This window comes from Paracoccus sp. P2 (assembly GCF_046335115.1).
In the GTDB taxonomy this organism is placed as follows: domain Bacteria; phylum Pseudomonadota; class Alphaproteobacteria; order Rhodobacterales; family Rhodobacteraceae; genus Paracoccus; species Paracoccus pantotrophus.
The window spans coordinates 1-11133 of record NZ_JBGOSN010000075.1; the positions used below are offsets into that span (position 1 = coordinate 1).

Below are 11133 nucleotides of genomic sequence, written 5' to 3' on the forward strand. Positions count from 1 at the left end.
AGCACATGGCCGCAAGCCGCCTGCAGGCCCTGCGCGTCCAGACCGCCGACGGAAGCACCATCGGCATCATACCCTTCCAGGAAGCCATCAACGCATATACCGGGCAGCGGGCATGAGGCGCCGCCATCGGCCGGCTCAGCGCAGGCCCATCTCGGCCAGCGCCCTGGCGATTTCAGGGGGCAGGTCCGGCTCGGCCCCGCGTCCTGCCGGCAGGTCGGGCGGGGCCTCGGTGCCGGGCAGATAGCGCCAGCCCTGAAAGGGCCGGCGCGGCACGGCCGCGACGCGCACCAGTTCCGGGTCGAGGATCAGCGCGCAGCGGCGGATGCCGTCCTCGCCCTGCACCTCCTGCAAATCCAGGATGCGCTGGCGGGCCTGCATCACGCCCTTGAACACCCAATAGATCGAGCCGCCGTCCAGCAATTCGGCCTCGCGCCTGGGCCACATGCGGGTGACGTGGCGGGCCGGGCCGCCGCCGAAACGGTGTTTCTGCCATGCCGCGAGTTCGGCCGGATCGTCGCAGCCGACGCAGAGTTTCATCAGATTCAGGGACGCGCTCATGCGCCAGATATAGCCCGGCGGCGGGCGGGTGCAATGGACCTGCGCGCCGGCGCCATGATCGCTGCGCGGCGGCCGGCAAGCAGGACGAGGCGCGGCCGGGCCGGAGCGTGCCGATTCCCCCGAGGCGATGACCGCCCTGCGACAGCATGGGCGCTAGGCCGAATCCGGTTCTTTGGCCAGACAGCGTTCATTCAAGAGAAATATTGCAAAACAATGCAGTCCGGTGCAGTCCGGGCCGGTGCAGTCCGCGCGCCCGGCCTCCTTGGGCTGTGAACCCATGAACACAACGGGAGGAGTAACCCATGATCAACCGCCGCATGTTCCTTTGCAGCACCGCTTCGCTCACGCTGGCTTCCGCCGGCGCGGCCCGGGCGGAAACCGCCTGCCTCATGCCGACGCAGGCCCGGCAGGCCGGCATGTCCCCCGCCGATGTCATCGCGGCGCTGAAAGAGGGCAATGCCCGCTTCGCCGCCGGAGCAATGCGGAACTGCGATCTGAACGCGATGGTGCGCGAAACCTCGGAAGGGCAATATCCCATAGCCGCGGTCGTGGGCTGCATCGACAGCCGCGTGCCGCCGGAACTGGTCTTTGACCAGAAGATCGGCGACCTGTTCACCGCGCGCATCGCCGGAAATTGTGTGAACACCGACATCATCGGCAGCCTGGAATTCGCCTGCAAGGTCTCGGGCTCCAAGGCCATCGTCGTGCTGGGCCATAGCTCTTGCGGCGCGGTCAAGGGCGCGATCGACAAGGTCGAACTGGGCCATCTGACCCATGCTCTGCAACTGATCGAGCCGGCCGTCGCGGCCGTTGCCCCGACCAATCGCACATCGAAGGACAAGGCTCTGGTGCAGAAGGTGGCCGAGAAGAATGCCGAACTGACCGTGGCCAAGATCCTGTCGGAAAGCCCGATCCTGAAGGACATGGCCGATGCGGGCGAAATCGTGGTGATGGCCGCGATGCATGACATCGCCACGGGGGAAATCCGCTTCCTGTAAGCGGAAAGCGCCGGGAGGATGCCGGGCGCCCCCAGGGGTTGAACCTGGGGGCCTGCGGGGATAGGCCGCAAGCTGCCCTGCCATGGAAACCGTCATGCCCGACCCGATTGCTCGACCGCCCCGCAGCCAGCCCCTGCCGGAGTTCATCGCGATGCTGGCGCTGATCTTTGCCGTCATCGCCTTTTCGATCGATTCCATGCTGCCCGCCCTGCCCGAGATCGCGGCCGCCCTGACACCCGGAAACGTCAACCGCGCGCAGCTCGTACTGACCTCTTTCGTGGGCGGGCTGGGGATGGGCCTGCTGGTCGGCGGGCCGCTTTCCGACGCGCTGGGGCGCAAGCCGGTCATCACCGCCGGCTTTGCGCTTTACGCCATCGCCGCCGTGGCGGCGATCTTTGCCGATTCGCTGGACCTATTGCTGGCGGCGCGTTTCGTGCAGGGCATCGGCGCCGCCGCGCCGCGGATCGTGGCGCTGGCCATGGTGCGCGACCTGTACCAGGGCCGCGAGATGGCGCGGATCACCAGCTTCGTGATGATGGTCTTCATCCTGGTGCCGGCGGTGGCGCCCTCGATCGGGGCGGTGGTGATCCATTTCGTCGGCTGGCGCGGGGTGTTCGGCTCTTTCGTGGTGCTGGCGCTGATCGGCAGCCTGTGGCTGAACCTGCGCCGCCCCGAGACCCTGCCCGAGACCGCGCGCCGGCCGCTGAACACGCGCAGCCTGGTCGCCGCGGCGCGCGAGGTGATGGGCAACGGCCAGGTGCAGCTGGTGACGGTGGTGATGACGTTGGGCTTCGGGCAGATGTTCGCGCTGCTGAGTTCGGCCCAGCAGCTTTTCGTCGACACCTATGGCAAGGGCGACAGCTTCCCGCTGTGGTTCGCCGCCATGGCGCTGCTGTCGGGCAGCGGCACGGTGCTGAACGCGCGCTATGTCGTACGGCTGGGCATGCGGCGGATCGTGGGCTGGGCCTATGGCATGCAGGTGCTGGTCTCGGGCTTGATGACGGTGCTGGTGTTTTGCGACCTGCTGCCCGAGGCGCTGCGCTTTCCGGCCTTCTTCTTCTGGGCGGTCAGCGTGTTCTTCATGGCCGGCGTGACCTTCGGCAACCTCAATGCCATGGCCTTGCAGCGCATGGGCCATGTGGCGGGGATGGCGGCCTCGGTGATCGGGGCGATCTCGACGCTGGGCGCGGTGCTGATCGCGGCGCCGGTCGGCCTGCTTTACGACGGCACGGCACGGCCCATCGTCCTGGCGACGCTGGTCTGCTCGGGGCTGGCGCTGATGCTGATGCGCGGCGTGCGCGAGGGCTGACGGCGCCGGAGCGCGAGTTACCCACAGGGAATGCACCGCGCCCCCTTGCGCAGCCGCCGAAGCTGGCCTAAAGAGCAGCCGTGTCGCCGGCCAAGGTGCAGGCGCAGGCATGGCCCGTTCGTCTATCGGTTAGGACGTCAGGTTTTCAACCTGAAAAGAGGGGTTCGACTCCCCTACGGGCTGCCACTTTCCCTTTTACCCCGATCCCGATCCCGCCTTGCGCAATCCGCCTGGGTCAGGCGGCAGGGCGCATAGGCACGAAATGCGACCGACCCGGCCATGGTGCTTGGGGTGGCCTGCCGGCCGCGGCCGTATTGCGCGGGCGCGAGGCTTGGCCGGCCCGCGGGTGGCATTGTGGCACCGGCCCGTGGTCAGCCTGGAATATCCCGGCACGGGCCTGCCGCTGACGGGCGGCGGTTCGGACCGGATACGGGCAGGCCGCCAGGAAGGCGGCCCGCCTTGCGATCAGTGGCTGGCCGGCCGGATCAGCGGCACCTCATTGCCGTTCGCGTCGTAAAGCCGGCCGTCCATGAAATAATCCCCGTCCTCGAGCTGGGCGATGTCGGTATAGCGGATGGTTCGTTCCGCCGCGGCACCGAAGACCGAGGGCTGGTCGGAATTGCCGGCCGTGAAATGGTTGAACAGCAGGTTGAGCGTGATCGCCATCAGCGCCGAGGAACTGATACCCGAATGGAAGATCGTCTCGACCCAGGCCGGGAACTGGTGGTAAAAGGCCGGAAGCACGATCGGGATGGTGCCGAAGCCGATCGAGGTCGCCACGATGATCAGGTTCATGTTGTTGGCGTAATCGACCTTGGACAGGGTGCGGATGCCGCTGGCCGCAACCGTCCCGAACAGGACGATGCCGGCCCCGCCCAGCACCGGGCTGGGAATCGCCGCGACGATCCGGCCCATCACCGGGAACAGCCCCAGCGCCACCAGGATCAGCCCGCCCGTCGCCACGACATAGCGGCTCTTGACACCGGTCACGGCCACCAGGCCGACATTCTGGGCAAAGGCGCTTTGCGTGAACGAGCCGACAACCGGCGCCAGCATGCTCGACAGCATGTCGGCGCGCAGCCCGTCGCCCAGCCGCCGCCCGTCCACCTTGGTCTCGACGATCTCGCCCACGGCGAAGATATCCGCCGAGGTCTCGACCAGGGTCACGAGGATGACGATGAACATCGAGATGGTGGCCGCGACGCCGAAGGTCGGATAGCCGAAATGAAAGATCTGCGGCAGCGCAAAGACCGGCCCCTGCCCGACCTGGGAAAAATCGGTCATGCCGGTCGCATAGGCGATGGCCGTGCCGATCACCAGCGCCAGCAGGATCGACAGCCGGGAGATCGCGGCATTGCCGACCTTGCTGAGCAGCAGCACGATGGCCAGCGTCACGCCCGCCAGCAGGATATTGGCCGGGCTGCCGAAATCGGCCGCGTTGCGGTCGCCGCCCATCGCCCAGGTGCCGGCGACCGGCATCAGCGTCAGGCCAATGGTGGTGATCACGATCCCCGCCACCAGCGGCGGAAAGAAGCGGGTGATGCGGGAAAACACCGGCGTGATCAGCAGGCCCAGCAGCGACGAGGCGATGACCGCACCGAAGATCGCCTGTATGCCGCCATTGCCCGAGATGGCGATCATGGTGGCGACCCCGGCGAAGGAAACGCCCTGCACCAGCGGCAGCTGGCAGCCAAAGAAGGGCAGGCCGATGGTTTGCAGGATGGTCGCGACCCCGCCGGCGAACAGGGATGCCGTGATCAGCAACCCGATGTCGGCGGGCGACAGGCCGGCGGCCTGGCCGACGATCAGCGGCACCGCCACGATGCCGCCATACATGGTCAGGATGTGCTGCATGCCATAGGCCAGGTTGGCGGCAAGGCCCAGCCGTTCGTCCTCGGGCCGGATCGGCCCCGCTTCTGCATTCGTTGCCGTTTGCACAGTCATCTCCCCCTCTTTCTCCGCAAGCAGACGCTCTCCCTGTAAAGATTGGCGGAACTTATCGGGATAAGCCGGGGGTGACTTTTACAGAAATCTATATGCTGACTTAAAATACAGTAGAAAGTCGGCACGGCCGGGGGCGCGGCGGACCAGGCCCGCGGCAGGGTTTCCGCCCTGCCACAAGCCTGGGCCAGGGACGCAGGGCTTCAGTCGTCGTTGGCCGCATCGGCCGGGTTGACCATCGCCTCCAGGATCGAGGGCAGGTCGATGATGCCGACCAGCCTGTCGCCGTCGCGGACCTGCGCCTCGGACACGCCGGCCTTGGTCATGCGGCGCGCGACCAGGTCCAGCCGCGAGCGCGCCTTGACGGCAAAGCCGGGCAGCGCGCGCCCATCGGCGGCGGGGGCGGCGATGGTGCGCGCCTCGATGATGCGGCCGCGGTTCACCTCGCGCACGAACTCGGCGATATAGGCGTTGGCGGGGCGCAGCACGATCTCCTGCCCGTCGCCCACCTGCTCCATGGCGCCGTCGCGCAGGATGGCGATCTTGTCGCCGAGCCGCAGCGCCTCGTCGAGGTCATGGGTGATGAAGATGATGGTCTTGCGCAATTCCTGCTGCAATTCCAGCAGGATCGACTGCATGTCCATGCGGATCAGCGGGTCCAGCGCCGAAAAGGCCTCGTCCATCAGCAGGATCTCGGCATCATTGGCCAGCGCCCGCGCCAGGCCCACGCGCTGCTGCATGCCGCCGGAAAGCTGGCGGGGATAGTATTCCTCGTAGCCCTGCAGGCCGACGCGGCCGATCCAGTGCCGCGCCCGCTCCTCGGCCTCGGCGATGCCGCGGATGTCCAGCCCATAGGCGACGTTGCGCAGCACGGTGCGATGCGGCAGCAGCGCGAATTTCTGGAACACCATCGCGGTCTTTTGCCGGCGGAAGTCGCGCAGCTGCGCCGGCGTCATCGTCACCACGTCCTGCCCGTCGTAAAGCACCTGCCCCGCCGTCGGCCGGATCAGCCCGTTGATATGGCGGATCAGCGTCGACTTGCCCGAACCCGACAGCCCCATGATGACCGTGATCCGGCCATGCGGGATGGTCAGGTTGATGTCCTGCAGGCCCAGGACGTGATTGTGCCGGTCGTTCAGCTCGGCCTTGGTCAGCCCGGCCTTGACCGCCTCGACATGGCGGCCGGCCTCGGGGCCGAAGATCTTGTAAAGGTCGCGGATCTCGATGTCATGCATGCCCGCCTCGGTCATTTGCCCGCCTCCGTGTGCTTTTGCAGCCGCTTGCCATAGGCCTGCGTGGTGCGGTCCATGATGATGGCGATGGCGACGATGGCCAGGCCGTTCATCACCCCCATGGTGAAATATTGCTGGTTGATCGCCTGCAGCACCGGCTGGCCCAGGCCCCGCACCCCGATCATCGAGGCGACGACGACCATGGCAAGGCTCATCATGATGGTCTGGTTGACGCCCGCCATGATCGTCGGCAGCGCCAGCGGCAATTGCACGTCGCGCAGCTTCTGCCAGCTGGACGAGCCGAAGGCCTCGGCAGCCTCCAGGACGTCCGGCGCCACCTGGCGGATGCCCAGGTTGGTCAGCCGGATCACCGGCGGGATGGCATAGATCACCACCGCGATCACGCCCGGCACCTTGCCCAGGCCAAAGATCATCACCACCGGGATCAGGTAGACGAAGCTCGGCATGGTCTGCATCATGTCCAGGATCGGCGTCACCAGGGCGTTCATCCGGTTCGACTGCGCCATCAGGATGCCGATGGGAATGCCCAGCACCACGGCGATCAGGGTGCAGACCGCGACCATGGCGATGGTGCGCATCGTGTCCTCCCACATGCCGAAATATCCGACCACCAGCAGGGCCAGCACCGAACCCAGCGCGATCTTCCAGCTTCGGCTGGCCAGCCAGATCGCCGCCGCCAGCACCGCCAGCACCAGGATCCAGGGCGAGCGGATCAGCAGGTTCTCGATCAGGGTCAGCAGGTCTTGCAGCGGCGCGAAGATCGCCTCCAGCGTGTCGCCCCAGGCGCGGGTGAAGTCCCGGAAACCGCTGTCGATGGTCTGGCGCATCGCGCGCAGGCTCCCGCGGCTCATTTCCGGGAAACGGATCAGGTCCATGTCGTTCATCCTTTGGAAATGGAAATGGGCAAGACCGCGGCGGCGGCCTTGCCCGTCAGGCGCGAAGGCGCGGATTACAGGGCGGCCCTGACCTTTTCGGCCACCTCGGCGGGCACCCATTGGGTCCAGATCTCCTCGTGCCGTTCGAGGAACTCATAGGCGGCGTCCTCGTTGCTGGCCTGGTTCTCGACCATCCAGGCCAGCATCTCGTTGACGGTGTCATTGCTCCAGGCGCGGGACTTGACATAGTCCATGGCCACGCCGGCCTTGTCGGCAAATTCCCGGGTCACGGCGGTATAGACATCCGAGACCGGCCATTCCGTCACTTCCGGCTCGGCGCAATCGGGCTTGACCATGCAGCTGTCCCAGCGTTCGCGGTCGAACTCGGCCTCGAGGTCCAGCCGGGTCATCTCATACTGGCCCAGGATCGCGGTGGGTGCCCAGTAATAGCCCAGCCAGCCCTCTTTGCGGTTCGCCGCCCGCGCGATCGAGCCGTCCAGCGCCGCGGCCGAGCCGGAATCGACCAGTTCGAACCCCTTTTCCGCGGCGCCCGAGCCGACGAACTGGTTGCGGTTGATCGCCTGGCAGGCCCAGCCCGAGGGGCAGCCGAACCAGGCGCCCTTGCTGCTGTCCTCGGCGCCGGGGAACAGTTCGGGATGCTCCAGCGCGTCCGCGAGCGTGCGGATGCCATGTTCCTCGGCCAGCCAGGTCGGCACCCAGATGCCCTCGACGCCGCCATCGGACAGGATCTTCGAGGCGATGACGATCCGTCCCTCCTCGACCGCCTGGTCCAGGGGTTCCTTGACGGCATTGACCCACAGTTCGGGCGCCATATCCGGTTCGCCCTTTTCGTTCATCGAGGCGAAGGTGGGCATGGTATCGCCCGCCACCAGCCCCACGTCGCATCCGTAGCCCTCTTCAAGAATGATCTTGTCGACCCAAGCCGCCAACCCCGCCGAGGCCCAGTTCATTTCCGCGACGGTGATGCTGCCGCATTGCTCATCCGCGGCAAAGGCGGGAACGGTCAGCGCCAAGCAGGCAAGCGTGGTCGAAGCAAGAATTCTGCCCATCAAACATGATCTCCGGATTTTCAATGCGCACGCATGCCGCGGCGCAGGGCGAAACCAACCGGCGCGCGGCGCCGGTCACCTCCGCGGGTCGATTGCGACCCTGTTGCGTGGAATGGGGCATGAGCCCCGATTTCGGTGGGCGATATTATACAGTTCCGCGAGAAAAGTTCAAATCCGCATCAGGGTTTTCTGCCCGCGGGGGATTTGCGCCACCATCTCCGGGTCGGTTCGAGGGCCTGACGCAAGCCGTCGGCAGCCCACCGGACGCAACCCATCCCGATCCCCCGGGCGCTGAATCGCGCGCCGCGAATCCACCATTCAAACCGCTGGTCTGGAGGATAATGGTGGGCGACCCTGGAATCCCATTCCCTCATTTCCTTCAGTGATTATTGCCATATGTGTCCCGCAAATCCATGCTGCGGGACACTCACCAATCTAGCGCGGCCAACACCTTAACGCCATCCGCCGCAAGAGTTTGTCGCTCAGCACCCTTGGTGTAGATTTCGCTGGTCTTGGCCTGGGTATGAGCCATGACCGCCATCACCTGATACTGCGAGCACCCGTTCTGGGCCATCATCTCTCCCACCGCCTTGCGGATGCCGTGCGACGAGCGATCCGGTATCCCTGCCGCGCTGCACCAGCGCTGGACGCGAACGCGCAGAGCCTCGACGCTGGCGAAGGGCTTGCCCTTTTCGTTCAGAAGGTATGCCGGGCCGTCGGCTGCACGAGTTGCCGCGATCAGGGGCGGCATCATGGGGATGGAAACGAAGGCCGATCCGCGCTTTCTGGGTTGCCAGCCCAGCCAGAGTTGCCCGTCGCGCATCACTTCCTGCGCGCGCCCCAACCAGATCGCATCCCCGATCCTGCACGCCGTGAAGGCATGCAGCGTCAGCCAAAGATGCGCAGTCGTGCCTCTGGGATGATGTTCCCTGAATTTCTTCAGTTCGGCGACGGACCAGGGGACGGCGCCCCCAGCAGGATTGACGTTGATGGCCTTTATCGCCGCCGCCGGATTGTGCTTGATGTACTCGCGCTCCTGCGCCCACGTATAGACCGCCCGAACAGTCTTGATGAGATTATCCGCAGCGCCCGGATGCGTAGCCCAGGCATCCCGGATTTCGATGAAAGCGGCAGCGGGGGCATCCATGTCGAAATCGCCATAGCGCACGCTACCCTCGCCCGAATAGTCGCAGAGGCGGCGCAAGACGCTGCGCCGTTGCTTCAGCGTTGCGGGCGACATCTGCCCGGCCTCGACCATCCGCGCGACAAAGGACAGGTATTCGGCGCAGAGCCAGTCAATCGAGCCCTTGACCGCCTTCGGCTCGGACGGAAGCCATCTCTCGCCTGCTCGCGCAGCGTGATAGTAGTTGGCGAAGTCCTTGTCCTCCGGTCCGACCGGAAGGTGAATACGAACATGCTTCCGGCCCTCGACGCGGACGCGATAGCGAGGAGAGCCATTGCGATGGCTCTCGATCAACAATCCGGGGAAGTCCACTCTCACGGTCTACCTCGTTGCCCAGGATTTCGGGGCGGTCTGACGGGGCGCGGGACGTGCATGTTGCCCGGCGTCGGCACCGGCCACCGTCACAGAAATCGTACCGTCTTTCGCCACAGTATAGCCAGCGACGTTCAACCCGATATCCTTAGCCGCTTCCAGCGCCCGGCGGATCGCAGCCTGAGTGGTAGTTGGTGCCGGCATGTCATCCCCCCTTTGGGCCGCTGTTGTGCTGAAGCTCTGCAAAGCGCGATGTGCGGTCGGCTTCCCGCAGCAGGATCTCATCCATTTGATCGGGGGTGATGAAGATGGCGCGCCCGATGGAAAAATACTGTCCGTGCTCCCGCGCCTTGGACCTTAGCGTCCGTGGCGACAGTTCGACACCGCGCGGGCGAAGCTTTGCCGACCACTCCTCGGGGGTGCGGCCCAGATCGAAAATTTTCGACATGGCAGGTCTCCTTTCCTGTAGGCTGGAGACCACGCAAGGTTCGCTTTGGTCAAGACTTTGAGAAATATCCTTTATTTTAGTGCAGGAACTTGCACCTTTTGCAGGGAGATGTCGCGAGATGGACGGGAAACTGCCTGAAGCAGCCGTGGATTTCAGCTTTGACGATGATGATCTCGACTGGGATGATTGGATAACCGCCGATTTTGATTCGCCGGACGTGCAGAGTGAGCGCGCACCTGTCGCGCCGGTCGGCGCCATCCTCAAGCAAATACGTCAGCAGATCGGGCCTAAAGGTATCTCGCAAAAAGAGATGGCGGAACGGCTGCGCATCCCGAAGCGCACGTACATATCCTACGAAACGCAGGAAACAGCCAAGGTGCCCGCCGAAGTGCTGAGACGAATCGCGGCAACAACCGACGTTGATGCTGAGTTCATCCTGACCGGACGCACACGTTACATTGATCATGGACCGATCCTTGACGACGCATTTCGGCTGGCGGAGCACCTTGCGAAGCATATTCACGACGGTGAGGAACGGCTCTCCTACAACGACATCCAAGAAGTTGTCATCAGGGTGCTGGCCGAACGTGAAGAAAGACGTCAACTTACCGGAAATCCAGCTGCCCAGTACACGCGAGGGGATATCGCCGATGCGGTCTGGGAGCACACGGAGTACAGCCTGCGTTATCGGCGTGCTCTCGCTGAAGCACCCGATGACGGTCGGTAGACGTTGACCTGCCTCTGAACTTTCATCCAGCGGCAACTGGAGCCCGGTTGCTATTTACGCCAATCGGCGCGGATTGAGCAATCGCCCGACGCGCGGAGCTTTCATCTCGCGCAGCGGGGCGGGCGATTGCGGTGGTCAGGGTGCGCGCATAGTCGACTGGGGTCTGGTAACCCAAGGCCGAATGCGGGCGTTCGGTGTTGTAGTCGGTCACCCAAGCCGCGATTACGACGCGAGCGTGAGCCAGATTGCGGAACATGGTCTCATTGAGCAACTCGTCCCGCATCCGCCCATTGAAACTTTCCACGAAGCCATTCTGCATGGGTTTGCCCGGCGCGATGTAATGCCACTCGATCCCGTGTGTCAATCGGCACGCAACTTTGCCCCCCTTTCGGCGCCCAATAATGACCCCGCTTGGTCAGCACGGGTAGCTGGCCCGATGCGGTGTAGCCTCCATACAGC

Annotated in this window: 10 protein-coding genes, 1 tRNA gene and 1 pseudogene; 4 read left to right on the forward strand and 8 right to left on the reverse strand. The window is 65.0% G+C overall.

Features of this window, described 5'->3' with window-relative positions; genetic code table 11:
• Window positions 1–135: 135 nt before the first annotated feature.
• Complete coding sequence (locus tag ACDP63_RS23090) at window positions 136–558, reverse strand: DUF1489 family protein (protein WP_024846079.1); 423 nt, start codon at window positions 556–558, stop codon at window positions 136–138.
• A gap of 302 nt (window positions 559–860) precedes the next feature.
• On the opposite strand from ACDP63_RS23090, the gene ACDP63_RS23095 reads away from it, so the two are divergent.
• The 3 genes from ACDP63_RS23095 to ACDP63_RS23105 all read left to right on the forward strand — a co-directional run bounded on the left by ACDP63_RS23095 (window position 861) and on the right by ACDP63_RS23105 (window position 3051).
• Window positions 861–1556, forward strand: coding sequence for a carbonic anhydrase family protein (locus ACDP63_RS23095; RefSeq protein ID WP_028710973.1), 696 nt, complete (start codon window positions 861–863; stop codon window positions 1554–1556).
• Window positions 1557–1650: 94 nt separating this feature from the next.
• On the forward strand, window positions 1651–2865 hold the full coding sequence (locus ACDP63_RS23100) for a Bcr/CflA family efflux MFS transporter (protein ID WP_024846077.1): 1215 nt from the start codon (window positions 1651–1653) through the stop codon (window positions 2863–2865).
• A gap of 111 nt (window positions 2866–2976) precedes the next feature.
• Window positions 2977–3051, forward strand: a tRNA-Glu gene (locus tag ACDP63_RS23105).
• Window positions 3052–3330: 279 nt separating this feature from the next.
• Here ACDP63_RS23105 and ACDP63_RS23110 read toward each other — a convergent pair.
• From ACDP63_RS23110 to ACDP63_RS23135, 6 genes are all read right to left on the reverse strand, one after another.
• The gene (locus tag ACDP63_RS23110; protein ID WP_024846076.1) at window positions 3331–4809 is read right to left on the reverse strand and encodes a nucleobase:cation symporter-2 family protein; all 1479 of its coding nucleotides are present in this window, start codon (window positions 4807–4809) and stop codon (window positions 3331–3333) included.
• A 200-nt stretch (window positions 4810–5009) separates the two neighbouring features.
• A complete protein-coding gene (locus ACDP63_RS23115; RefSeq protein ID WP_024846075.1) occupies window positions 5010–6056 on the reverse strand; it encodes a glycine betaine/L-proline ABC transporter ATP-binding protein in 1047 nt (348 codons plus the stop codon).
• Entirely contained in the window at window positions 6053–6934 is an 882-nt protein-coding gene (locus ACDP63_RS23120; RefSeq protein ID WP_024846074.1) for an ABC transporter permease, read from the reverse strand. The genes ACDP63_RS23115 and ACDP63_RS23120 overlap by 4 nt, the downstream gene beginning before the upstream one ends.
• A gap of 74 nt (window positions 6935–7008) precedes the next feature.
• Complete coding sequence (locus ACDP63_RS23125) at window positions 7009–8004, reverse strand: ABC transporter substrate-binding protein (RefSeq protein WP_024846073.1); 996 nt, start codon at window positions 8002–8004, stop codon at window positions 7009–7011.
• Between the two features lie 427 nt (window positions 8005–8431).
• Window positions 8432–9505, reverse strand: a complete 1074-nt coding sequence (locus ACDP63_RS23130; protein ID WP_028710941.1) for a tyrosine-type recombinase/integrase — start codon at window positions 9503–9505, stop codon at window positions 8432–8434.
• A gap of 199 nt (window positions 9506–9704) precedes the next feature.
• Complete coding sequence (locus ACDP63_RS23135) at window positions 9705–9947, reverse strand: hypothetical protein (protein WP_240540236.1); 243 nt, start codon at window positions 9945–9947, stop codon at window positions 9705–9707.
• 118 nt (window positions 9948–10065) lie between these two features.
• Here ACDP63_RS23135 and ACDP63_RS23140 point away from each other — a divergent pair, with 118 nt between their 5' ends.
• Window positions 10066–10674 carry a helix-turn-helix domain-containing protein gene (locus ACDP63_RS23140; RefSeq protein WP_028710979.1) on the forward strand — a complete coding sequence of 203 codons (609 nt, stop codon included), beginning with the start codon at window positions 10066–10068 and terminating at the stop codon, window positions 10672–10674.
• A gap of 22 nt (window positions 10675–10696) precedes the next feature.
• Here the strand turns inward: ACDP63_RS23140 and ACDP63_RS23145 are convergent.
• Window positions 10697–11029, reverse strand: a pseudogene (locus tag ACDP63_RS23145) (integrase core domain-containing protein); the annotation flags it as partial.
• Window positions 11030–11133 lie beyond the last annotated feature (104 nt).

What these genes read in the sequence shown, in the direction of transcription:
- ACDP63_RS23115 (WP_024846075.1), bottom strand. Translation starts at nt 6,056, where the DNA reads ATGACCGAGGCGGGCATGCATGACATCGAGATCCGCGACCTTTACAAG.
- ACDP63_RS23140 (WP_028710979.1), top strand. Translation starts at nt 10,066, where the DNA reads ATGGACGGGAAACTGCCTGAAGCAGCCGTGGATTTCAGCTTTGACGAT.
- ACDP63_RS23095 (WP_028710973.1), top strand. Translation starts at nt 861, where the DNA reads ATGATCAACCGCCGCATGTTCCTTTGCAGCACCGCTTCGCTCACGCTG.
- ACDP63_RS23090 (WP_024846079.1), bottom strand. Translation starts at nt 558, where the DNA reads ATGAGCGCGTCCCTGAATCTGATGAAACTCTGCGTCGGCTGCGACGAT.
- ACDP63_RS23100 (WP_024846077.1), top strand. Translation starts at nt 1,651, where the DNA reads ATGCCCGACCCGATTGCTCGACCGCCCCGCAGCCAGCCCCTGCCGGAG.
- ACDP63_RS23110 (WP_024846076.1), bottom strand. Translation starts at nt 4,809, where the DNA reads ATGACTGTGCAAACGGCAACGAATGCAGAAGCGGGGCCGATCCGGCCC.
- ACDP63_RS23125 (WP_024846073.1), bottom strand. Translation starts at nt 8,004, where the DNA reads ATGGGCAGAATTCTTGCTTCGACCACGCTTGCCTGCTTGGCGCTGACC.
- ACDP63_RS23135 (WP_240540236.1), bottom strand. Translation starts at nt 9,947, where the DNA reads ATGTCGAAAATTTTCGATCTGGGCCGCACCCCCGAGGAGTGGTCGGCA.
- ACDP63_RS23120 (WP_024846074.1), bottom strand. Translation starts at nt 6,934, where the DNA reads ATGGACCTGATCCGTTTCCCGGAAATGAGCCGCGGGAGCCTGCGCGCG.